The organism is Pseudoalteromonas sp. J010 (genome assembly GCF_003934235.1).
GTDB classification, from domain to species: domain Bacteria; phylum Pseudomonadota; class Gammaproteobacteria; order Enterobacterales; family Alteromonadaceae; genus Pseudoalteromonas; species Pseudoalteromonas peptidolytica.
On the sequence record NZ_RDBW01000011.1, the window covers coordinates 184,706 to 208,996 of the forward strand.

21 protein-coding genes, 1 pseudogene and 1 CRISPR repeat array are annotated in these 24,291 nt (G+C 41.5%); of the genes and pseudogenes, 7 read left to right on the top strand and 15 right to left on the bottom strand.

Going from position 1 to position 24,291, the window contains the following annotated elements; all coding sequences use genetic code 11:
- Positions 1 to 206 precede the first annotated feature (206 nt).
- Positions 207 to 1,340 carry a PepSY-associated TM helix domain-containing protein gene (locus EAG18_RS07675; protein WP_125251788.1) on the top strand — a complete coding sequence of 378 codons (1,134 nt, stop codon included), beginning with the start codon at positions 207 to 209 and terminating at the stop codon, positions 1,338 to 1,340.
- A gap of 178 nt (positions 1,341 to 1,518) precedes the next feature.
- Here EAG18_RS07675 and EAG18_RS07680 read toward each other — a convergent pair whose 3' ends face one another.
- Together EAG18_RS07680 and EAG18_RS07685 are read right to left on the bottom strand one after the other, a co-directional pair.
- On the bottom strand, positions 1,519 to 2,175 hold the full coding sequence (locus tag EAG18_RS07680; RefSeq protein WP_275557246.1) for a LysE family translocator: 657 nt from the start codon (positions 2,173 to 2,175) through the stop codon (positions 1,519 to 1,521).
- Between the two features lie 319 nt (positions 2,176 to 2,494).
- Entirely contained in the window at positions 2,495 to 3,388 is an 894-nt protein-coding gene (locus EAG18_RS07685; protein WP_125251789.1) for a LysR family transcriptional regulator, read from the bottom strand.
- Positions 3,389 to 3,481: 93 nt separating this feature from the next.
- Between EAG18_RS07685 and EAG18_RS07690 the strand changes: the two genes are divergently transcribed.
- Positions 3,482 to 4,417 (top strand): DMT family transporter, encoded by a 936-nt coding sequence (locus tag EAG18_RS07690; RefSeq protein WP_125251790.1) that lies wholly within the window; start codon positions 3,482 to 3,484, stop codon positions 4,415 to 4,417.
- 40 nt (positions 4,418 to 4,457) lie between these two features.
- On the opposite strand, the gene EAG18_RS07695 is transcribed toward EAG18_RS07690, so the two are convergent.
- On the bottom strand, positions 4,458 to 5,237 hold the full coding sequence (locus tag EAG18_RS07695; protein WP_125251791.1) for a transporter substrate-binding domain-containing protein: 780 nt from the start codon (positions 5,235 to 5,237) through the stop codon (positions 4,458 to 4,460).
- 414 nt (positions 5,238 to 5,651) lie between these two features.
- Here EAG18_RS07695 and EAG18_RS07700 point away from each other — a divergent pair, with 414 nt between their 5' ends.
- The 3 genes from EAG18_RS07700 (at position 5,652) to EAG18_RS07710 (ending at position 9,382) form a co-directional block, all read left to right on the top strand.
- Entirely contained in the window at positions 5,652 to 6,002 is a 351-nt protein-coding gene (locus EAG18_RS07700) for a hypothetical protein (protein ID WP_125251792.1), read from the top strand.
- Positions 6,003 to 6,298: 296 nt separating this feature from the next.
- Complete coding sequence (locus EAG18_RS07705; RefSeq protein ID WP_125251793.1) at positions 6,299 to 8,266, top strand: TonB-dependent receptor; 1,968 nt, start codon at positions 6,299 to 6,301, stop codon at positions 8,264 to 8,266.
- A 291-nt stretch (positions 8,267 to 8,557) separates the two neighbouring features.
- A complete protein-coding gene (locus EAG18_RS07710) occupies positions 8,558 to 9,382 on the top strand; it encodes a hypothetical protein (RefSeq protein WP_125251794.1) in 825 nt (274 codons plus the stop codon).
- Positions 9,383 to 9,588: 206 nt separating this feature from the next.
- On the opposite strand, the gene EAG18_RS07715 is transcribed toward EAG18_RS07710, so the two are convergent.
- A complete protein-coding gene (locus EAG18_RS07715) occupies positions 9,589 to 10,743 on the bottom strand; it encodes an iron-containing alcohol dehydrogenase (RefSeq protein WP_125251865.1) in 1,155 nt (384 codons plus the stop codon).
- A 396-nt stretch (positions 10,744 to 11,139) separates the two neighbouring features.
- Between EAG18_RS07715 and EAG18_RS07720 the strand changes: the two genes are divergently transcribed.
- Positions 11,140 to 12,039, top strand: a complete 900-nt coding sequence (locus EAG18_RS07720; RefSeq protein ID WP_125251795.1) for a LysR family transcriptional regulator — start codon at positions 11,140 to 11,142, stop codon at positions 12,037 to 12,039.
- 89 nt (positions 12,040 to 12,128) lie between these two features.
- Positions 12,129 to 12,362 (top strand): hypothetical protein, encoded by a 234-nt coding sequence (locus tag EAG18_RS07725; RefSeq protein WP_125251796.1) that lies wholly within the window; start codon positions 12,129 to 12,131, stop codon positions 12,360 to 12,362.
- A gap of 486 nt (positions 12,363 to 12,848) precedes the next feature.
- Here the strand turns inward: EAG18_RS07725 and EAG18_RS07730 are convergent, their stop codons facing one another.
- The 11 genes and pseudogenes from EAG18_RS07730 to cas5c form a co-directional block, all read right to left on the bottom strand.
- Positions 12,849 to 13,715 (bottom strand): helix-turn-helix transcriptional regulator, encoded by an 867-nt coding sequence (locus EAG18_RS07730; protein WP_125251797.1) that lies wholly within the window; start codon positions 13,713 to 13,715, stop codon positions 12,849 to 12,851.
- Between the two features lie 30 nt (positions 13,716 to 13,745).
- Positions 13,746 to 14,609 carry a helix-turn-helix transcriptional regulator gene (locus EAG18_RS07735; protein WP_125251798.1) on the bottom strand — a complete coding sequence of 288 codons (864 nt, stop codon included), beginning with the start codon at positions 14,607 to 14,609 and terminating at the stop codon, positions 13,746 to 13,748.
- A 151-nt stretch (positions 14,610 to 14,760) separates the two neighbouring features.
- Entirely contained in the window at positions 14,761 to 15,381 is a 621-nt protein-coding gene (locus EAG18_RS07740) for a hypothetical protein (protein ID WP_125251799.1), read from the bottom strand.
- A 141-nt stretch (positions 15,382 to 15,522) separates the two neighbouring features.
- A pseudogene (locus EAG18_RS07745) lies at positions 15,523 to 15,795 on the bottom strand (helix-turn-helix transcriptional regulator); the annotation flags it as partial.
- A gap of 228 nt (positions 15,796 to 16,023) precedes the next feature.
- Entirely contained in the window at positions 16,024 to 16,893 is an 870-nt protein-coding gene (locus tag EAG18_RS07750) for a helix-turn-helix transcriptional regulator (RefSeq protein WP_125251801.1), read from the bottom strand.
- 521 nt (positions 16,894 to 17,414) lie between these two features.
- A CRISPR array of direct repeats spans positions 17,415 to 18,572; the repeat unit is 32 nt; unit sequence GTTTCAATCCACGCGCCTGCGGGAGGCGCGAC.
- A gap of 176 nt (positions 18,573 to 18,748) precedes the next feature.
- Positions 18,749 to 19,042, bottom strand: coding sequence for a CRISPR-associated endonuclease Cas2 (gene cas2 / locus EAG18_RS07755; protein WP_125251802.1), 294 nt, complete (start codon positions 19,040 to 19,042; stop codon positions 18,749 to 18,751).
- A 12-nt stretch (positions 19,043 to 19,054) separates the two neighbouring features.
- Positions 19,055 to 20,086, bottom strand: a complete 1,032-nt coding sequence (gene cas1c / locus EAG18_RS07760) for a type I-C CRISPR-associated endonuclease Cas1c (RefSeq protein ID WP_125251803.1) — start codon at positions 20,084 to 20,086, stop codon at positions 19,055 to 19,057.
- Positions 20,083 to 20,706: a CRISPR-associated protein Cas4 gene (cas4, locus tag EAG18_RS07765; protein WP_125251804.1), complete on the bottom strand. Its 624-nt coding sequence runs from the start codon at positions 20,704 to 20,706 to the stop codon at positions 20,083 to 20,085. Before cas4 ends, cas1c begins: the two co-directional genes overlap by 4 nt.
- A complete protein-coding gene (gene cas7c / locus EAG18_RS07770) occupies positions 20,706 to 21,575 on the bottom strand; it encodes a type I-C CRISPR-associated protein Cas7/Csd2 (RefSeq protein ID WP_125251805.1) in 870 nt (289 codons plus the stop codon). The genes cas4 and cas7c overlap by 1 nt, the downstream gene beginning before the upstream one ends.
- A 16-nt stretch (positions 21,576 to 21,591) precedes the next feature.
- Complete coding sequence (gene cas8c, locus EAG18_RS07775; RefSeq protein WP_125251806.1) at positions 21,592 to 23,559, bottom strand: type I-C CRISPR-associated protein Cas8c/Csd1; 1,968 nt, start codon at positions 23,557 to 23,559, stop codon at positions 21,592 to 21,594.
- Positions 23,556 to 24,260 carry a type I-C CRISPR-associated protein Cas5c gene (gene cas5c, locus EAG18_RS07780; RefSeq protein WP_125251807.1) on the bottom strand — a complete coding sequence of 235 codons (705 nt, stop codon included), beginning with the start codon at positions 24,258 to 24,260 and terminating at the stop codon, positions 23,556 to 23,558. The genes cas8c and cas5c overlap by 4 nt, the downstream gene beginning before the upstream one ends.
- Between the last annotated feature and the right edge of the window lie 31 nt (positions 24,261 to 24,291).

Here is a 24,291-nt window from a genome sequence, read left to right on the forward strand (position 1 = left end):
TGGTATAATAAGAATCACTCTCATTTTTATAGCAATAAATCACTGGCACTGTGATAGTCGCAACTATCCTAGGTTCGTTATCAACATTGGCCAAACAGAATGATAAAAATCCGTGATGTAAGCAGATTGATATAGATATTCAGCGTATTTAACCTGAGTTTTAGGTAGCGCATCAGCTAAGGTGGTTTAGTTTTTAAAGGATAATAATGCGCAAAACATTATTTAAATGGCACAGCCTAATGGCACTGATCGCAATGTTGCCATTACTCATCATTTCACTCACTGGCAGCATGTTGGTATTCAAATTTGAGATAGATAGCATCCTTCTCAAAGATCAAGCCACCTTGAATTATGTAGGCCAAGATATTCAGCGCAAGCCAATGAAAGAGTTAGTCAATTTGGTTGCCGATGCGCACCCCAACTATGAAATTGGTAGTTGGGAGCTATTTGATGACGGCTACGAGGCCGATAGAGTTTATCTGCTAAAACATGGTACTGATACTTGGTTTAAAACCTACCTCGATCCCTACCAAGGAGAAATGCTGAGTACGCCTGTGGGGATACACAGCGACTTTACCGACTTTATACTTCACCTTCATTACACCTTGTTGCTCAACGACAGCAACCGCTATTTTCCAAATATGGGCGTCGCTATCGGCTTGTTTATTGCGATTCTGTTTACCTTTTTAGGAGTGTCTGGTTTAATTATTTACCGTCGTTTTTGGCGACGTTTTTTTAGCTTTAGACGACACACTCCAAGAGTAATCTTGTTTTCTGAGTTACATAAATTAATTGGAATATGGAGTGCACCGGTATTACTGTGCCTTGGGATAACAGGTGTCTATTTTAACGCCGTAGATTACTACCATGAGGCTTTTGAACATGATGAAGCTGATCATCATATTGTCAGTCAAGCAATGTTTAATCGCACACTCGACTTTGATGCAATGATGGCGCAGAGCCTTGATGCAATTGGCGGCTTTACCCCCACTTACTGGTTATTTCCGTTTGAACCACAACAAAAACATATCACTATTTTTGGCAGCGTTGCAGATGCGAACCCTTTTATTAGTAACTACGCCTCTACTGTAAGCTTCGATGCCACTACAGGCGTACAAAATGCCGTGTATGACATTCGCACAGCAACCACTCTAGAGAGGATAATTGATAGCTTTAGAAAACTACATTTTGGTCACTTTGCGGGGCTTCCCAGTAAAATTATTTGGTCTTTAATGGGGCTTGCGCCTATTTTACTTGGCTTTAGTGGTGTCTATTTATGGTGGCAACGAAAACGCAAAAAACATCAAAGTCGACGTTTGCGTAAATTCGCTTCTCAGTAAGCTAAGGCAGGGGTAAAGGCTGGAGCTGCCACTTTGTTTTTGGACTCGCGTTACGCTATCCCTTATCTGGCAGCACGCTTTGCTAAAGCCTAGGTACCTGCACCTTCTAGGCTAGACAAATTCACTTCCAATAGGCGAGCTTGGGAAGTGAATTTGAGGCAGCTTTCGCTATGTATAATTAGCGCTCAGCGCTAGCTAAAACACACCCAGCACCAATAAATGTCACACCAAATACTCTACCAATTACGTGACCGGACACCCATTTTATCGATCGCTTTTTAGCACTTTGAGCCAAAAATGAATACATACATAAACAACAAAAAGAAAGGCACATAAAAGTAGTGACCAGCAACGAAAACTGCGCTAAGAGTGGTGCTGAAGTATCGATAAATTGAGGGAATAACGCCGTTGTAAAGACAATAGCTTTTGGGTTAGTTAACGCCACCAGCACGCCATCTAGATATAGCCTCACTGCACTTTTTTGTTTTTTTACACTATCAGGAAGAGATACTTGATCTAACCCTTTTCTCCATAAGTTGACCCCAATATAAATCAAGTAGAGCGCGCCTAATATTTTCACAACCGTAAATGCCGCTGTTGAGTGGAGCAATAAGCCACTCAAACCAATAACGGCACAGCTCGACATCAGCAACAACCCTGAAACGTTACCAAATACAGTTAGCAACGCCCGCTTAAAACCCACAGCTAAACTATTCGTCGCCACCAACAGTGCAGCAGGACCTGGTGTCGCTGTGGCCAGCAGCGCAATAGTACAAAAAGCTAGCCAACTTTCAATTGTCATAAAACGACCTATTTCAGAGATGAGCTTATTCATTTAGACACGGTTTCAACTAGTGCCCAAAATATAGACATTTGCATAATAACCACATCACCGCTCATATTTAAAGCATTTTTAGTAATGAGAAATTAAATAACCTGAGGTTAGGATAAAGAGTGAACTAGCTCATTGTTTTTAAGACCATATTCAATTATCCCCTACTCTAGCCAGACTGCTTTGGAGATAACACCGCTTTCGCGTCCTGCTTTTGCCAAGGTACCTACACCTTGTAGGCAAGGCGAATTTACGTACCAATAACTGCCTATTGGAAGTGAATTCAACGCAGTTGGTGCTAAATCTGGCTGCTAGCAAGGCATTAATTATCCGAAGCTCTGATTAAATAATCAATAAGTAAGCGTAACCGATGTGGCATGTTGTCTCTATCTCGATATAACAAGTGAACCGTTCTCGGTTGCCCAGACCACTTTGGTAGCAAACGAACTAACTTGCCACTTTCTATCCACTCACTAGCCATAAAATAAGGGATAAAACCCACACCAAGCCCTTCAATCACAGCTCGAGAAACAACATGTAAATCATCCGCTTCTAGTCTAGCGGGAGGCAAAGGCGTATAGCTAAATTTTTCACCGGTGGTGGTCTCAACCAACTCCCAAACCCTGACAGGGTTACTTAAAATAACAGGCAGCTTTTGTAGTTCTTTAGGGTGGCTAATTGTATTTGCTTCAATTAAAGCTGGACTACTACACACTATTGACTTTACTTGCTTCAACGGCCTGCTTATCCAATCAAGCGGAACCTCGTCACAGGCTCTGAAAGCGAGGTCAATATGCTCTTTTTCAAGATCAATATTTTTATTAGACAGTGAAAGGTTAATAGATATTTTTGGGTATTCGCGCAAGAACGCATTAAAGATATGCGCTAACTTATATTGAGTAAAATTATTCGGTGCTGACACGTTAATCGTCCCACTCGCCTCTCCTTTTTCATCAAATAGCGCATCACCTGCACTTTGCAATGCTTCTAATAATCCGCCACAGCGCTGAAAATATTGCACACCGCTTCCTGTTAATGTCACTCTATGCGCATCACGATTCAGTAATCGCAATTGTAATGATTGCTCTAAGTTTTTGATACGTCTGCTTAATGTGGAAATAGGCATACTCAATTCAAGCGCTGCTTTACTAAAGCTACCTTGCTTCGCAACGACCCAAAATAGTCGCATATCATCTAAAGAATAGTTAATTTTCATATTTGGAATCTAATATATCAAAAACGCTTATATCTTGTTGATATTGGAATATATAAACTTATCTTAATTTCATTCAATTAGTTACCCATTTATATGAAAAAAAATGCCATTATCGTAATGATGCTTGTATGTGCATTCTCTTGGGGCAGCGTATTCCCCTTAGCAAAAGTTGTACTCCAAGATATGTCAGGCTTATCGCTGTCCATTTGGCGCTTTGCGATTGCTGTTTCTAGCCTTTTAGTTTTTATGTATATAACCAAAAAGCGCATAGTTTCATTATCACTAACTCAGTATCTTGCGTTAGCAGTCATCGGCTCTATTGGCATTGGAGGGTTAAACTTTGCTCTGTTCTCTGGACTGGAGCACACATCAGCCACAAATGGCGCGTTAATCATGGCTTTAAGCCCCATTGTTACTGCACTTCTGGCAGCCATCGTTGATCAAACCTCCTTGCGGAAATTACAGCTGTGCCAACTTGGCATCGCCTTATCAGGGGTTTTATTGGTCATTACCAAGGGTGATTTAAGCAGCCTTATCAATTTAACAATCAATAGAGGCGATGTGACTATTCTCATCGGTATGTTGGCTTGGTCATGCTACACGGTATGTGCATCCAAGGTATCACATTGGTTAGCCCCCCTTGAATTTTCATTAATAACGATGGCTATGGGACTGACGACCTTGTTAATAATTAGCTTGTTTAGGGTAGAAGTAACACCTTGGGAATCGTTTATCACTTTGCCTAACTTCTCATTGGCGAGTTTAATTTACATCGGCGTCTTTGGCACCGTGGTTGGATACCTGTGCTGGAACAGTGGAGTGAAAGCGTTTGGCTCTGCAAAAGCCTCGTTATACTTCAACTTGGTGCCGGTATTTGCTGCTTTGGTTTCTGCGTTGATGGGACAAGCAGTCAGCGCAATTCAGTTAATGGGGATGTGTGTTGTATTAACTGGATTAATGATGCCCACCCTACTGCGCTTTATTAATACCAAATATGCAGCTGTCACAGCCTCAAAAATTAAAAGTTAAAATTGGATAATGGCTCTTTTATATTAGTTGGGGTATTACTTCAATTGATAGCAGCATCAGGGTGAAATTCTGCATTGAGCAGTCGCTGCCATTGGCGATCCCACTCTCTAGAGCGCTTTAGCTGGCTTAAGCCTTTGTTAAAATCGTTTTTCAACACCAGGCTACCCTCTCGAGATTTAGGAAATAAAACGTGAGCGGTGTAGGCCAAAAATGGTTTGTCGCTCGCATGAATTAACGTGGCATGCTCTGGTGTAAAGGCTTTAATGAGCAGTGCCTGCATCGCGACATCACTTAGCAGCACCAAGTCAACGCGGTCGTTGAATAGCATGTTTAAGCTGTGTTTATCATCCGTCACCATCAACACATCCAACTCACCTTGCTCTACCGCTTTATGAAACTCTGGCACATATTCATACCCCAATGTTGCACCAATCCGAAACTTTTTCAGATCATATATGTTTTCCCATTTTGGCAAAGGAGTTGTCTTTCTAAAATAGGCGAGCAAATTGCCTTTATAAATCTCATCGCTACAATAAAACGAATCAGCATATTCAGGCTCACACACCCAGTAAGACGCCATATCAAATTGCCCCAAGTTAGTTGATTGAAAGCTACGCTTCCAAGGCAAATACTCAAAGTGTACCTGGTAGCCTTGGCTTTCTAGTGCTAGACGGATGATATGGTTAACAAAACCATCGTTTGCAAGTTGCTTGCCCGTATATGGAGGGTATTCTCCGGTGGCAACCGTTACTACACGCTTAGGTTGAGCCGAAGCGAACAATGAACAAGCCAATAAAATTAAACTCAAAAGTTGAATCATTGTTTCTTCACTATAAAAAACGTCTCTTTTAACTATAGTTGCTTTTTCGAACACCTTCTTCCATAAGCTAATTGCCAGCTTTAATACCAATTTTCTTAATTAAGTGGTCTATTTTGAGGCGAGAAAATCTTGTCGATAACTAGGAAAAAATTTTGCTATTTAGTTGTTCTAAATTAGTTGTTCTAAATAAGAAATCTTTAACGCGGTTAGCGTCAGATATACTCCTTCAAATTGAGCAAGTATTAAGTCAAATTGGTATAACTCCCGCCTTTTGTGGTTGAAATAGCGTGTTAGCGATGTGCAAATAACACATAGACACCCAAAGACTTCACTTATCACGTAAAAGCTCTTACAATACCGAGGCCATTTTTGTTGCAGATAGTTATGTATAACCCATTGTCAAAGCTAGTTTTAATGATATCGTTATTGGTTGCCCTTGTTGGCCAAACCATGGCTTTTGACTTTGTAGGCAGCAAGGTTTCAGCTTCAATCATAGAAGCAGCCGAGCATCAAACTGTAGCATTGAGCGATGGTAACCTGTCTACAGATACCGATGACTGTTGTGATACACAGTGCTGTGAAAATGACTGCATTTGTCCAGACAACGCATGTACTACATTTGTTTTCATCACACTTCGGCTCAACGTTCCATATCGATTACATACTCATGACCTAGATATTGGTCTGACGCATCGGTACACCGGACGGCATGTGCCGCCCCTTGAACGACCACCTATTTTACCTTCTCCATTAATACCGATATAGCCTGAACCTCAGGTTTTATATCCCGTAGGCTAACTACAACCAATACAAAATAATACCAATGTGCGTAGCCGTCAGTGTGCAACAGACACAGCATGCGTTGTTATACCACTTTGTCTTAATACTTGCTCAACTTGAGCGAGTAATACCAATTAGACTTAATAAAGCAAGTTGGTATAAAAGCAAAATATGTTGTAACTGAACTTTACAGCTTGAGTGCTTGGTATTGCTATTCAAATGAAGTAGACATTGCTAAACGTTGGTGTCACACCCAACGTTTTGTATTATTAGAGGTAAAAATGCGATATACATACTCTAAAGTGGCGCTCGCCATCTTATTAGCTCCATCTATATCTCATGCTGGAGAACAGCATCACCACGAGCATGACGACAATAAAATTGAAAAGATTCAAGTAACGGCATCACGCTTAGGACGGATCGTAACCGAGTCAGCAACAAGAACAGAGATTATAAATGGTGAAGAAATCCAAGAAAAAGCCCTAATGCGTCCGGGTAATATTTCCATGTTAGTTGCCGAAACAGGCGGAGTGCGAGTGCAAAATACCTCCCCAGCCCTTGGCAGCGCCAATATTCGTCTACAAAGTTTATATGGTAGATACACCCAGTTATTGAGTGATGGATTGCCACTCTATGGCGGGCAAACAGCTTCAATTGGGTTATTGCAAATCCCGCCCACTGATTTAGCCAACGTTGAAATTATCAAAGGCTCAGCCTCCTCGCTTTACGGTGGCTCCGCACTTGGTGGAGTGATTAATTTGATCTCTCGTACCCCTTCAGATGAATTTGAAGGAGAAGTATTACTCAATGCTACATCAAAAAGTGGTCAAGACATCACCTCGTACTTCGCAACACCTATTCATGACACCACAAGCATGTCATTAACTGCAGGGATACACCATCAAGCTCAACAGGATTTAGATGATGATGGCTGGCTTGATATGGCAGGATATGAACGTGCAACAGTTCGCCCTCGTCTATATTGGGAAGGTGAAGATGGAGAAAGCTTGTATTTTACGCTTGGCGCAATGACAGAAAATCGTGAAGGCGGTACTCGAGAAGGGGCAACTCTGGCAGATGGTAATCCCTTTGTTCAAAGTCAGGATTCACAAAGTATAGACGCTGGCTTTATCTTTGATAAGCCACTAGCACAAACACTGAGCCTAAACCTACGAGGCTCGATGATGCACCAAGAGCATGATCATATTTATGGTATCGTTGAAGAAAATGACACCCATGAAAGCTACTTAATTGAGTCTAGCGTATCCGGGTATAACGACCATATTGCATGGCTTATTGGTATGGCATATCAAGAAGATAGCTTTGATTCACAGGACTTTTCAACTTTTAATTATCGCTATCAGGTACCGGGATTATTTTCACAGGTAGATTATGAAGCAAGTGAAGATCTCGCTGTGTCATTGAGCGCGCGTACAGATTGGCATAATGAATTCGGCACTCAGTTTAGCCCGCGTATTTCGGTATTATACAACCCGGAACATTGGATTGTTCGAGGCTCTTACGGACAAGGTTTTTTTGCCCCAACACCTTTTATTGAAGACATCGAAGATACGGGCTTGTCGCGCCTTATGCCCATCACCGATCTTGAGGAGGAGGAAGCAACAACTGCCTCTATTGACCTAAGTTATGTCACTGATAAATTTGAGAGCAGCATTACTTTATTTTCCTCTGACGTTGAAAATGTCACGGCGCTAGAAGTTGTTAATTCGAATACGCCTTCACAGCAGCAACAGGTTCGCTTAATAAATACGAGTGGCCAGAGCGAAATACGGGGCGCAGAGTTACTACTGCGTTATCGTTGGCACGATATCAAATTCACAGGAAGCTATTTATACACAGATGCTACTAAAAACAGCATGTTTGATGCCTCTCGTGTACCACTCTATTTAACCCCAACACACACCGCTGGTGCAGTTATCATGTGGGAGAAGCATGGCAGCCACTTATTGGGTTTTGAAGCTTACTACACGGGCACACAACACCTTGAAAACAACCCATACCGAACCAAAAGCGATGCCTATTGGCATCTCGGTCTACTTGGGCAAATTACAGTGGGAAATATTAGCTATTTTCTGAACGCAGAAAATTTACTCAATGTAAGGCAAACTAAAGAGGAACCGCTGCTGTTAACTGCACAAGCGCCAAGTGGCCGCTGGACAACTGACATTTGGTCACGCAATGATGGATTTACCGTCAACGCTGGTATACGAATAAAATTTGGACTTTAATGATCCCTTAACAAAAATAGAGTAAACTATCTAAACTTAGTCATTTTTAATTAACTTAAAAACAAAAGCCAATGTTAATTCATTACTTTTAGAATAATATATTAAGTCAATGACTGAGTTTACGTAGTTAACCTGAGGCTGGATAAAAAGCGCTAAGCCGTTATAGGTTCTATTCGCCCCATTTAGCTAGCACGCTTGGAGAGTAGCTTCACGTATCAAAAGCGTGCCACGGAATAGTTATCCAGATCTCAGGTTAGTTGATAACTGTATGTATTAATAAGGATTATTTTAATGAAACTTAGTTCAATCGCCGCAATAGTCAGTCTAACGCTATGCAGTGCAACATTTTCTGTTGGTGCTACCGAACAAGAAGAAAAAACAGCAACAATCGGCGAACAAATCTTAGATAAAGTAAAAAGCAAACTATTAACTGGTTTTGGCTCTTTACTTGCCGACGCTGTATTTGGTTCTGGTGGTCCGCAATATGTGATGCTTAGCGAAGAAAGCCTACAAGCGATACAAGATAGAGTTAGAAAGGAAATTGTTCGTGATGCTGAGTATGACTTTATTGCAGAGTTTCGCAGTGTAGAGGCAAGCCTAAAACATTATGGAGATACCGTAAAATACAAGGGTGAAGATCCAGTGTTATTAGGTGGTCTGTTAATTAAAGCCAATGATTTAATTAACCACCGAGCACTTAACAGTAGCTATAATGACGATTTCTTCTATCTTGCTGACACCTACGCATTAGCGGCATCTGTAGTAGTTGCAATATATACTGAGCGTCACTTAGCAGGGCTGGTACCTAAGTCTACCGTCGTGACCGCAGCCAGAAATTTAGCCAACCAACTCAGCACAATGCTCGCACAGAAAAAACAAGCTGACCTCCCACTTAGATCAGGCTGTGACGACCCAGATCCTTATGATCAAGCGGTTGAATATAGATGCTGGCTTAGAGACCCATACGGCAATCACCTAGCATCTTATGTGGTTGAACCTCAGTACCCTGAAGACCATGCTTATTGGGAGAGTAAAAAAGCACAAGCTGAGCTGGAATACAAACAAACAAAGTTTGATAAGATCCAAGCCGTTATCGACCAGTTAAGAAACCTGTAACGTATCGCATACTTGCGTACTCGCGTACATTATAAATACGCTGAACGTGGCATAACTTTAACTTTTAGCTAAAGCGATATTACGCTGTTAACCATAGCTATTTTAGTTGATTAACTCCCTTTTATGCTAAGTTCAAGTTAAGTAAAAAAGCCAGTGACGCTATCACTGGCTTTTATTTTGATGCAATAGCTATATTACCTAAGCTGTTACAGCGCTAATCCTAGTATTTGCGCTGCTTTTTCTAAATCGATATCGCCGTGCTCACCCAAAGCAGTCATGCCGTTCTTTTCAAGATTGGCAACTACCGCCGAGATTGCTTTTTCGTCCAAATCGTAGTCTGTTAAACGCGTTTTAACTAACATCGCTTCAAAAAAGTCTTGCACTGCTTTAATTGTTTTATCAATTTGCACCGCCGTGTCGGCTTCGTTAATATCAAAAACACGTTTACCTAACTGCTGGATTTTCTCTGCTTTTTGCTCTTTCTGTACATACATAAGCGCTGGCAAAACAATAGCAAGCGTTTGTGCATGATCTAGGTTGTATAGTGCCGTTAACTCATGCCCTATCATATGTGTAGACCAATCTTGTGGTACGCCTTGACCAATTAAGCCATTTAACGCCATGGTAGCCGACCACATCACATTAGCTCTGACATCATAGTTTTCAGGCTCGCTCAGTGCTTTTGGACCTTCAGTGATGAGTGTTTGTAAAATACCTTCTGCAAATCTATCTTGTAGCGGCGCGTTTACCGGATAAGTTAGATATTGCTCAATTACATGAACAAACGCGTCTACTACACCGTTACTTACTTGACGAGGCGGTAACGAGTAGGTGTATTCAGGGTCAAGTACTGCAAACTGTGGTTGTACTGTGGGCGATGAAAATGCGCGCTTCTGCGAAGTGGCCTTTTTTGTCACCACTGAGTTGCCGTTACTTTCTGAACCTGTTGCTGGTAAAGTCAATACAGCTCCGATAGGTAAAGGGTCGCTAAAGCTTGCGCTTTTAACCAAAATATCCCACGGCTCGCCATCAAAATGATAGGCAGCTGCAACGAACTTTGCACCATCAATCACGCTACCACCACCCACAGCAAGAATAAAGTTGACGTCGTGCTCCTTTGCCGTGGTCACCGCCTGCATTAATGTTTCGTAGGTTGGATTAGGCTCTACCCCCCCAAACTCAATGACATCAACACCAGCCAGTGCGCTCATTGCTTGGTCGTATACCCCATTCTTTTTGATAGAACCACCGCCAAACAGCAATAGCAMTTTTGCTTGCTCTGGTAATCTTGATGTTATTTCACTCATTTGGCCTTTACCAAAGAGGATTTCGGTTTGGTTTTTAAATACAAAATTAAGCATGCTCAATTCCTCTGTGTTGTCTATACGGTAGATATAACGTTCATTCTCTACACTTTGGCTCATTCTCAGTGTAGTTTTTATTGATTTTTGTCTTATTGTCGCTGTCTGCTGCTGGTTGTGGCTTAATCGCGCCCAATACTTGCAGTAGCGATAAATATTTTTATGTTTAGGCGAGTAACCAAAAACGGTGAGAGCCTGCAAGCTATGCAAGGCGGTATTCGACATTGCACCACTACTCTTTTAATACAAAGCGCTGTAAATAAAGCACGGCGATTTAAAAGTCTGATGTCGTTGCGCTTTACCTGTGTTAATGGAAGCATAATACGTGATTTGCGAATTGAGGAGAATTCGGATAAGWTTGGAGGAGCAATCAGAATTTTTATGGCTTAATATGTTATGTCCCATCTAACCCAGTTAAAAACCTTTGTTGAAGTGTACCGCTGCAAAAATATTACCAAGGCTGCTGCCAATTTAGGCATGTCGCAACCCGCAGTCACGGCACATATTCAAACAATGGAATCAGTGGTCGGAAAAGCCTTATTTGAACGCCAAGCAAGAGGTGTAAAACCAACTCCAACAGCACATGACTTAGCACTTCAGGTATCTAGTCATATTGACATTTTAGAGCAGAAGATAACCTCTATACGGGCGAGATCAGACGCTGTGTTTGGAACACTAAACATTGCAGGCCCTGCTGAATACATCAGCTTTGTGTCGGGCCCACAAATTGCTAATTTACTCCAAGCAGGTAATATCAATGTAGTGCTACATATTGGCAATAAGATTAATATTTTTGATGCGTTGCTCAACGATACCGCTGATATTGCAATTGCTGCATCAACCCCCGATCCTGCAATATTCGACTATCTAGTGTTAGATAAAGAGCAACTATGGCTCGTCATGAATCGTCTAGAAGGACGAGAGATCCAAGACCGTAAGATCACCGCAGAGTTACTCTCAACCTATAATGTTGTAACTTACGATCAAGACTTGCCACTAGTACGACAATATTTTGACCGCGTATTTAATGCCAGCTGTAACTCCAATGTTATTGCAATTTGTCCAGACATTCGCGCCATCGCACACATTATCCGCTCGGGCATTGGTTATTCAGTACTACCAGACTACTTATGCCGTGATTTAATTAAAGCTGGAGAGCTTATCCAATTGGGATCTGTTGGCCCAGAGAACAACATCTACTTAGTATGGAAAAAAGGCGCTTTGAAGCACCCGCGTATTGCATTTGCAAAAGATGTCATCTCTGCATTTGCAAATATTAACTACCTATCGAATTAAAAACTTGTAAAAAAATAATTCTCCGCAGATTTTTTCTCGGTTTCCCTGTTACTTTCATGTGAACGAATAGAGACGGGGTTGGAACAACAATGGACTATCAAAGCCAATATCGTGACTTAACAATTTATTATAACGCGCTAAAAAAAGCGACCAAAAAAAATGGTGCTGTACCAGACACAACGCTAAAGTGGCTCAGGCTGGTTGAAACGACATTATTTGAATTACAAGAGCTTGCCCACATGGAAAAAGCCTATATTCAAAAATCAAGAACCATGAATAACCTGATTGAAATGGTATACTCTAGTGCACCAAATTTAGAATAATCACCGTGCGGTTCAATTATAAAGCAAATAAAAAAGGTGCAGTTAAAAGCACCTTTTTTATTAAAACTGGCGAGCCTAATCTTAGGACGGAAAAACAGTCAGCTTATAGCAATTTTCTTAATTAAGTGATCTATTTTAAGGCGAGAAAACCTTGTCGATAACACCGCTTCCACGTCCTGCTCACGCCGAGGTACCTACGTCCTGTAGGCAAGGCAAAAATTTTGCTATTTAGTTGTTCTAAATAAGGATTTTCTAACGCTGCTCACGTCAGACTTACTCCTTCAAATTGAGCAAGTATTAAGTAAAATTGGTATTACTTATCTAGTCAGTGCATTTTAGCAGTAAGTATGAGTTTATTCCTCGTAGCTAAAACTCTGTAGACAAGGTCAATTTACGCCCCCCATCAATACAATAACCAGCTGTTGGAATCTAATTTACGTACCAATACAGCATTTAGCTAATGTACCGTTATGAACTCTCCAATGCTCAAATTAAATGCAGTGGATTTTGTAATGGTTGCTGTCGAACAATAAAGCCAATATAAAGTACCGCTACACACAACAACATAGGTAACACTTTTAAATACTCAAAATAATCATAAAAGAAAGTTACTTCCCAAAATATTTTCGCGAATTCTTCGTTAACACCTAAGTGCTCTAAATTACGCAAAAAGTTTTCCATGAGCGCAAGAAAGTCCACTGAAGCACAAAAGCCAACTAAAATATAGAGTGGCCCTTCAGCATAATTCTTCTCGAATATAGATGCCGTTTTACCTTGTGTTATAACGGCAGCAATAACCATTCTATATTTAAGTAAGAAAAGTAGAAGTAAGCTCATAGCAAGTTGAATCGAAAATGCATAGATATTTTCATAGTAAAAGCTTTCTACCGATGGAAAAATGACATACCTTAAAGCAAGCGCAACAAGCACCTCTAGAACAAAAGTGCCCGCAAAAATAAAAGTCAGCAACTGACTATTCTTATCTTCCTTCGCCATAAACAGGATCAGAAATAATAATGCACAAGTAACTGGCTCAAAAACCAAAGCGCCTGTTATCGAGCCTGCGAGCAGTAACAATATCCCTCCCCTATCTCTCAAGTTGTTAGGATATAACCTTGAGAGCGTCTCTGTATCATCCAAAATATCAGCAAGTCTTACGCGGCATAAATCTGCAAACTTTAATAACGTCCCCAGCTTAAAAGAACTTGCACCACTCAAATAATTGTCCAATGTACGTGTGCTAATATCTAAGTGCCGACATATTGTCTCTTTCGACATGCCTCGACGATGCTTAAGCCCTTGGATTAATAGCCCGACTCGCTGACTGACTTCATACTCTTCTGGTGTTTGCATCGACTCCCCACGTTATTTTATATAATTAAGCTAAACTCTCTGAGGGCTTACCGCATAGGTACTTCTGGCCAGAAAACCGATATAAAGTAATGAAATACATAGTAGTATAGGGAAAGCTTTAAGATATGAATAGTTATCGAAAAAGAAGGTTAGATTCCAAAAAGTCTTTGCAGTTTCTTCTGCAACTCCAAGCCTCTCCATATTACGAACAAAGTTTTCCATTAAAGCTAAAAAATCAACTAGAACAAGTACTCCTGTAAGGAAATACAATGGCGACTCTACATAATTTTTCTCAAATACGGACGCCACCCTAGCGCGTGTTAAAAGTAAAGAGATTGTCATCTTATATTTAATTGACAGCAACAACATAAGGCTTGTAATTAACTGAACGCCATAGGCGAGAATATTCTCTATATAAAAACTTTCTACCTTTGGAAAAACAATAATTTTTAAGCAAAAAACCAAGAAGGCATCTAATGTCAAAACCACTGTAAAAATAGAGATCAACAAAAAACTATTCGTATCTTTTCTGGCTAGGTAGACTAATATAAATAGTAATACGCATGTTATGGGTTCGAAGATAACGGCACTTACCACATAGCTCATAAGAAGCGCCAAAATATTTCCTTTATCCTTAAAGCTATCAGGATTAAGCTTTAAAAGCTCCTCAGTGTCATCCAAAATATCAGCAAGTCTTACGCGGCATAAATCTGCAAACTTTAATAACGTCCCCAGCTTAAAAGAACTTGCACCACTCAAATAATTGTCCAGTGTACGTGTGCTAATATCTAGGTGCCGACATATTCTCTCTTTCGACATGCCTCGACGATGCTTAAGCCCTTGGATTAATAGCCCGACTCGCTGACTGACCTCATACTCTTCTGGCGTTTGCATCGTCCTGATATTTCCTTACGCTAAATTGAAATCATATGAGTCTAATATATAAGATTGATATTTATTAAATGTGGTTAAATTGCGTAAACAGAGGGATAATATGAGCAGTTAAAAACGCAGTGCTACAATAAAACACTACGTTAATCAGACTCTAACCCTGAATTGGTTGCCTTTTCGTACGAACAATTAGCCCTACATATAGAATCGTTACGCAAAGTAACATCGGAACAGCTTTGAGATATGCAAAGTAGTCGTAAAAGAATGTGACTTCCCAAAACGTTCTAGCAGTTTCTTCTCTAACACCAATATGCTCAAGGTTACGAAGAAAATTCTCCATCAGCGCCATAAAGTCAACAAAAACCAAAACCATAACGAGTAAATAAAGAGGCCCCTCAGCATAGTTTTTTTCAAAAACTGAAGCTGATTTACCTCTTGTTAAAAGTACAGCTACCGTCATTCTGTGTTTCAGTATAAATAAAAGCAGCATGCTTAACAGTAGTTGTGAAGAAAAGGCGTAGATGTTTTGAAAAAAACCACCATTTACGGATGGATAAACAACAGTTTCAAGTATATAAACAACAATCGAGGATAAAACAAACACTACAGCAAAACAAAATGTTAACAGTTGACTGTTCTGGTCGTCTTTGGAAAAAAACACCAAAGCTAACAATAAAGCCGTCATAATAATTTCAATTAATGGAGCACTCATAAGCGCTACCAACACAGCCGCACAAAAACTAGTGAGCAGAGCCAAATTAAATACACTATTCATACCGCACCTTAACTGCCTGATTTAGAACTTGCTTGAGCCACTTTGGGCGTATCTCCTGAAGATGTCCCAACTCCTCCGCAAACATGTTCACACAATGAATGACTAAGGACTATCTTTTTTGGCTTCTTCTGAACAGCCTTCATTGTTCTCTTCCTCATTTTTCTCTCCGTACAGGCCTGAGAGCTTATCTGTATCTTCTAAAATATCCGACAGCTTTACTTTACAGATTTCAGCAAACCTAAGCAATGTACCAAGCTTAAACGAGCTGGAGCCATTTAAGTAATTGTCTAAAGTTCTGTTACCCACGCCGATACGGCGGCTGACTTCTTCTCTCGTCAAGCCTTTTTTACGTTTTAGCCCTTGTATCAGTCGGCCGATACGCTGGCTTACCTCATATTCTTCTGGCGTCTGCATCGCCCCACCATATCTCTCATTCACCCCAACCAAAGTTAACCAAAAGTTTACATGCGGTTAAATTTAAAGACAAGTAGATGACGGTATTATTTTTATGCAGACTGACATACAAAAGTACGCCTTCAGCTGAATACCTTATCACTATCTTGTAATTTTTGGTATAAATGGTTTGTAAAAAATACTCATTATAAAAAGGGGTAAAATCTATTTTACTTCATTATTTTCATACTAGCTTGCTATTACACCCTCGCTGCTCGCCGCTCTTTTTCTAATTTCGATCCCCATGTACAATACTGATAATATCATTAATGAAGGGACTGCCTTAAAATACCAAAAATAATCATAAAAAAAGGTGACTTCCCAAAATTGTTGCGCTATTTCAAGTGGTACTCCTAACCGTTCACTACTACGAATAAAGTTTTCAATAAGCGCCGCAAAATCTACAAACATCAAGCAGCAAGCTAAAGAGAATAGCGGGGCATCAACATAATTTCGCTCAAAAATGCTAGGCACTTTACCCCTTGTTACCCAAGCAGCTATCAACATTCTGTGTTTTATCGATAGCGCCATCATGGTACTGAGTAATAAATGCAAGCTAAAAGCGTAAGTATTCTGCATATAATAGCTCTCAGCCATAGGAAAAATGATGTAATTAAGACAATAACCTGAAATCAACGTTAGGAAATAAATCACAAGTAGTATAGAGATAATACTTAAACTATTCTTATCTTTATGTGCGTAGAAGAATAACGCAACCAATAATAAAAAGACTGTCGACTCAAATACCATTACGCCTGCTAATGAGCCAAGCAATATGGTAAATATACCTCCTTTGTCTTTCATGTTTTTTGAGTACAAACGCGACAGCGCATCTGTGTCATCTAAAATATCGGCAAGTTTTACTTTACATAAATCGGCAAGTTTTAGCAGCGTACCAAGCTTAAAAGAGCTAACCCCACTTAAATAGTTGTCTAACGTACGAGTGCTAATTTCCAAGCGTTTACATATTGATTCACGGGTCATACCACGTGTATCTTTTAGGCCAGCAATTAACCGACCAATACGTTGGCTTACCTCATACTCTTCAGGTGTTTGCATTGTACTACCATGATTGTGTTGCTATCCTTTTACATTTAACCCAAACATTACATTTAGTTAATTATAAAGACAAGTCTCTCACGGTAAAGTACATAGATAAAATTGCAAAAGTACACTATCGAAGAGGCAAAATGCCAATATGTTAACAAGCATACCAGCCCCTAACATGGGAAATACTCTACGCATCACCATCACAGTAAGTACAATTACAACCTCACCTATACAATAAAATTTTGAAATAAAAGCTAACTTTTTAGCAGCCAATAATCGTCATGAACTTTGCAAAAGCAATTAAGAACGTGTTAGCTATTTTGTAAAGAGTATGACAAAGTAGGAGAGTGCGGCAGTGTTTCCAATGGGTAACGGTTATACACAGTACATGATGTGAGTTCGAGTCTCGCCCTGCCGCCATCTCCTCTTTTGAATAAAGAAAGCGATAACACATCAAAAACCCATTACGTCTCCTTTACCAAACAAAGACAAAATCAGCTTAAACACTGAATTTCACATTACTCACTGAGGTTGTAATCCACGCGCCTGCGGGAGGCGCGACCCTACACGACGACACGTTTATTAACCTGTACGAGTTTCAATCCACGCACCTGCGGGAGGCGCGACCAGTTAATTGTGGCGTAATGACGCTGGTTTGCGAGTTTCAATCCACGCGCCTGCGGGAGGCGCGACCTGTTAGAGCTTGCAGAGTGTGTACCTAACACAATGTTTCAATCCACGCGCCTGCGGGAGGCGCGACGTATGACTTAAAGAAATAAGGCGCTAATTTTGATGTTTCAATCCACGCGCCTGCGGGAGGCGCGACCGCATGAACTGCACAAGGAAAAGGTTCAATCTCTGTTTCAATCCACGCGCCTGCGGGAGGCGCGACGTTGGCTCAATACATTGTTTCTCTTGATATGGAGTTTCAATCCACGCGCCTGCGGGAGGCGCGACTAAAAAGGATCGTGTCCAGCTTTGGCGGCGTCAGGAAGTTTCAATCCACGCGCCTGCGGGAGGCGCGACTTTTCAGATACTGACCCACTATTTCTCAGGCTTGGTTTCAATCCACGCGCCTGCGGGAGGCGCGACCGCTTGCACTACACCAACTTGACCAAAAAGCCGTCGGTTTCAATCCACGCGCCTGCGGGAGGCGCGACGTCGTGACATTTACCAAACGGGGGCGGAGGTGCCTGTTTCAATCCACGCGCCTGCGGGAGGCGCGACTTTCAAGAGTGATGGCTTGGCTCAACACTAAACCTGTTTCAATCCACGCGCCTGCGGGAGGCGCGACTTATTTTAATTAAACATCTCAATCGATAGATGATGTTTCAATCCACGCGCCTGCGGGAGGCGCGACGAGTTTCAGCGTTACTTTATGAACTGGTTCCCTGTTTCAATCCACGCGCCTGCGGGAGGCGCGACTACTTTTATTAAAGCAAGGGAAACCGATAACTCGTTTCAATCCACGCGCCTGCGGGAGGCGCGACTAGCAGGCGGAACAGACATCAGCCCCACTTACTCAGTTTCAATCCACGCGCCTGCGGGAGGCGCGACTGAGCAGTTTGAGCGCTTTACCAAAGAAATTGAGTTTCAATCCACGCGCCTGCGGGAGGCGCGACCTAGCACTGTGGATCAAATACTTGAATTATATTTGTTTCAATCCACGCGCCTGCGGGAGGCGCGACGGCCTTCTCTCAAAGGCACAAATACACTATCATGGTGTAGAGGTTTCCGCTAGCCATGAGCAAATGTATCAATATCCTTAAAGCTAATCACCAAGAATAAAATTTTTCTTATATTTTTAAAGAGCTTATAAAATCGCTAGATCCACAGGGATTTCATGAGAACCAAGCCCTAGCGATTACAAAACTAATGGGTCACGAAAAATATCTAACGCAACTTTAGCACCATGATGCTCAACTTTGTTATGCCAATTTTTGCCAAGCTTGTAAAAACGCAGGCTATCGACTTCAGGGTCATAGATAGATAAAAGCTTATTTTTAAAAATAAGCCATTGCGTTGCATCTATTTCACACTCAAATACAGAGTATTGTACGCGAACGCCATAATCTAAACATACTTTTGCTAATTGCCTAAGGCGCTTTTGCCCATCTTCACTAGTAAACGAGACATCGTAAGTGACCAATACCATCATGGTTCATAATCCTTATTTTTTAATCACAAATGGCGGATAACTTGCTAAATCACCACGTAAGTGGCGTGCTAATAACATTGCCTGCACATGAGGCAACAAACCAATTTGCACTTTCTCTTGTAAAAAGGGGTGGAGTACTTCTTCTTGTTTCTTGGCTTGATATGCTTGGAACACTTGCTTTCGAGCATCATCTTTAATGGTCACGCCACCTAAACAATCCGTTTCAAAATCTCTCAAAGTGAGGGTTTGGTTGTTAAACAGTTTTAACGCAATACTATCGACGATATAGGCTCTAAACTCTTCTAAAATATCGAGGGCTAAACTGTTTCTGCCGGGTCTTTCTTTATGTAAAAAACCTACTTGAGGATCAAGCCCGACGCCTTGCAATGCACCGCTTATCTCTTGCCCAAGGACTGAATAGAGTAAAGAAATAACGGCATTGACTGGATCTTTAGGTGGCCTGCGTGTGCGTTTATCAAATAGCTGCTTTTCAGCATTGCCTTTGAACATATCAGCAAATGCAGCGAAGTAATGCGATGCGGCTTCACCTTCTAGCCCTAAAATGGTTTCGTAGGCAGTTGCACCTTTTAGTTGCTCAATAATTTGTTTTAAGCGTTCTATGGCTTTTTCGATTTGTGGTGTGGCTGTGTGATTACGCCTAAAACGTAACAGTAACATACGTGATGAACGAATTTTTGCAGCAACAGTATGTTTTGCCAGTTCGTTTGCGGTTAATTCATCAACATTAAACTGCTGCCTGCGCAGCAATACATTACCCGTTTGCTTACCGACTACATTAGCTAAAAAGCGGCCGTGCATATCAAAAAAAGCCAAGTGTGTACCGTTTTCGCCACAAAAACCCAATAACTGCGGCGAAACCATAATGTTACCAAAGCAAAATATACTGCCTATGGAGTGGATTGGCAGCTGCATCAACTTTTGCTTTTCGCCTGCTATTTTTTGCTCAATCAACAAAGTTTCTCGTTGTTTGTGTAAATACACGCCGTCTTTGGTGATATAGAGCGAATTTTGTAGCTTTTTCATTCAGCCTCCATGTTAAATAACGACTCGATATAACGGTTTGAAGCATCATGTTCAGTTAAGTTTGGTTGGCAAATATCAATGAGTGAGCAAGCTTTACAATGTTTGCCTGTTGTCGGTGCGGGTGTGCTGCCGTTTATAAATAATTGTTGTACTTGTGCTATTAAATCTTTAGTTTGCCTTCGCAAGCTTGTGTCGAATTCAATTTCAATGCGTTTACGAGTTTGCCAATACCACAGCGCACCTTGCTTTACTTCAACGGCGAGCATTTCTTGAATGCACATTGCCTGCGCACACAGTTGCACTTTATCTATGTCGTTAGTTTTTGGCTTACCGCGTTTGTATTCAACAGGAATAAACTGGTTACTTGTCTTATGGTGTTCAAGCAAATCGAGTTTTCCTGTTAAGCCTAAAATGGGCGCAGTCACCACTACGCCACGTTCAAACCGCACGCCTTTTCGCGTTTCTGGCTCGCCATTATCTACTCGCTCATGTAGCTGCCTACCATGCGCGGTTAAATAATTTTCTTGCCACACTTGCTCAAGGTGGATCAACGCACATTGACGCTGACAAAAAGCAAAGTGTTGTAGAGCGGAAATGTTGATAAGGCGTGCGTCAGTCACTAGAAGCCCTCTATGACTTCAGGCTCCAGCCCTTGCAATGCACTGATCAATGAATCATTTAATGCTGCGGTTTCAAGTGGTAAACCTTTCTCAATATGATCTCTTAGGCTTTGGTGTACTTTGGCTGAAGAATATTGCCCCGACTTTGAGCCGTGCTGCCACCACACAAGGTGTGAAATCCCCATTGACCCCTCAGGCCGAGCTGATGATGCGTCTCCTTCAAATAATTTCACTAATACTGCTTTTATCTTTTCTGCATCTGCATCACTAAAGCCGGTTTTTTCAGCCAGTTGCGGAGTCATCGCGCCAAATGCAACATACGTGGCTTTGTCAACTCGATGTTTCATCCCCATCGTATCTGAGGACTTTTTACTGCCATCCCCTTCACCGCTGACACTTTTGGTAATTTGGGTACTCGTAATGCTCACAGGTTCAATACTAAAGGCACTTTGAATAGTGACGGGGCCGCGGATCGGAATAGATACGCCATCCGTACCTGTCCCCTTAAACGCAAACACTTGGCCAAATGCACGCACATCTAACCATTTTTCACAGCACTTTTTAGCAGCTTCATCAGGCGCTGTTTTTTTGCTGTTAAACGTCTCTTTGCCTAACCCAAATTCATCAGACTCAGCACGGTTGCGTAAACTAGTCATACCGTCAGTTTTCTTTTCATCAGATTGTACAAAAATACTCTCTCCCACTTCTTGCAAACGGTCTCGTATTTTGCGCTTTAAGCACACATCGGTAATTTCGCCAAAACCATCATAATCTGTTCGAGGACGATTGCCGTTGAGTGGATCGCCATTTGGGTTAGCGTTTAACACGTTAAAAATTAATGCAAAGTCGATTTTATTTTGTAAGCTCATTGTGATATTCCTTTTCTTAAACGGTTTCTTCTAGTGGCGCTGTTGTTTGCGTATCAGTTACTTTTTTAACCCACAGACCTTGCTCAACCTTGTGGCTCTCTAACCACATCATTTGATTGTGAAAGCCAAGTAAAAACTCGGGGCTTAGCTTTTGGTTTGATGTAAAGTCAGCGGGGTCAAACATATCCGTTATTTGACTAATTACTGTTTTAGTTGCTTTGTCATATCCTTGGTAATTATTAAATAGCCTTTGCTGGTAAGGCACTAACGCATTGCTGATATTCAGCCAAGTATCAGAAGGTTTGTTGACAAATTGCGTCATAAAACGCTCAGCTGTTGTTAAACGGTTTGTCTCACTACTTGAAAGCGCAATTTTTTCAATCTTATTTGCCACCGCCAGTAAGCGACCAAACAAGTAGTCGCGGCTGGTATTATCTTGTTGTAATGCCATTGGGTATTCCTTTTGAAGAATTGAATTGGTGGTTCTGATATAAAACCCTTTGATCAGTGAGCAAGCTATCCCCACGTTTTGTAACCAAAGCCATGTTTGATCCGATTTATATGCAGCTCGGTTAATGGCGCGGTGGAAAGCGCTTTGCATGATGTCTTGCGGAATAGATTTACCCTCAACAATGCAGGGGTATAAGCGTGTGATCAGGTTTTTCTTTAGTGTATCGGCTGACTTAAGCACGTCTCCATAGACGCCATCAAGTACCCTGAATAAACTCGGTGCGCTATACACCCATCGCCAATGCTCGTTGATTTTGACTCTTTGCTGCCAACCCAGATCTCGCTGCCATTGCTCTAACCGAGCTAAAAACTCTTTTGCTATGGTTTCACGATAATACAAAATACCCATACGCCCCGGTGTGGCAGAGTCTAACCCCAGCAGAGCAATTTGCTCATTATCGTCTAATTGGTTTTTTACTTTTATGCCGTTAAAATAGCGCGTTAACTGACTGGCATATTCCCGCCCTAAATCCTGTGTATGATCAACAATGTTGCTTGTTTCTAGTAAGTTTACGAAGTCAATAAAGTCTGGCTCGGTGGCTTTTGGCACCGTTTTGCCTGACACCGCCCATGCCAGATAAACTTGATCACCATTTCTAAATACACTTTGCTTCGTTAACAAACAACGCAGTGCATTATGGGCTTTTTGTGTCACTTCAAAGCTAATGTTGCACGCTTCTTCATTAGATAAGAAACGACCTCTAAAGGTATAACCGCTTTTGTCGTTTGCGGAGATTAATTTGGCTTTATCACCACTGTGGCGTATTTTTGCAGGATGATTGCTAGCAACCAGTTTGTTTTCTCCGGTGGCATAGCACAACGCTGAGTTATCACCATTTTGACTGTCAAAAGCAATCCAGCTTTGCTGAATACTGGGGTCACGCCAAGTTTTCGCTTGCGGTTCGCCGGGAGTTTCTACGCTCCAGCACACAAGTGCTGAGCCTTGATCAAATAGTCCTTTTTCTTTTGGTAGTGTTTTGAGTAATGTGGGAGCTTCTCCAGCATCTTGCCACTTTGTCAGTAACTTTCTATCTTGCTGATGCAGCACTTTTTCAGCAATGAGGTCTGCTACCACAGTACCTTTGGCAATGTATTGAAGCACAGCAGTTACAGCGGGGTGGCTATACTCTGAATCACACCACGCTTTTAATTGCGCTTGATATAATTCAAACCCTGGCTTTTTAACCCCACCAAAATCAGCGTAGTCTTTCGCAACGTATTGAATTTTATCCGCCAACGGGTGTGCACATAAACCGCTACTACGCCCCGCAGACTGCTCGGTTGCAGGTAATACAATTTGCGCTTTTTCAAGCACCTCAGCACGAAGAAACTCACCTCGATTGTTGATGACAATATGAATGTGTGCATTTTGAAGAGTATGACAAATCGGCATGACTTGCTGTTCAAACGGCAATGTATCGTTGCGTTTTTCAAGCTCATCGTAAGTTTTATAGAGTGTTGTTAACCAAGTCATAGGCAGCGCTCCGTTTGTTCAGCGCTCTGAATATTATGTTCAAGCTCAAAACTTTTGGCATTCATTTTTCTCACATGGCGCGTAACCGGACATGCGCTTACATGAGGATAATCAATCACTCCGTTTTTCATTACGCCATGCCAAAATCGGCTGGTCAATTCGTTGTTGCCGGTTTCATCAGGATACCCAAAACTGTGGAACATTAGGCCAAAACCTAGCTCGTCAATGTTGTCGTAAGCGCCTTCTCCTTCGCCAAACACGCAAGGCTCAACATATCCTTGGCAGTCACGAGTGCCTAAAAAAATGTCTTGTCGGCCACCTTTTTCAAGCATGCGATTTGCTATGGCAAAGTGCTTTCCATCAACCCTATCTCGTGCTAGTTCAGGTCTGTGTTCATTCCACTCAAAATGGGCTTCTACTTGGTATTCAACCTCATGCAAAAAGGTGTAATAAGCTAAGGTATTTCCCCCGCCCCAGTTTAATGGTTTGGTACCCTTGGTTTGAGTGCGTAGTGGTTTTATCACCCTAACTCGGTCAACATGCCAAACGAGCGTCGGCTTCCAGTAAATTGACTTTAGTACCCCCTTTATTGCTTCGTAAGTTGGAAGGTGGTATGTGCATTTTTCACCTCCTACTTTTGTTATAGGATCGGTAAACAATGCGTACCTTCCCCATAATCTAAAGCTAATACTGTTTTTCACTTAGCTCTCCTTGTTAAAAACACAATTATTT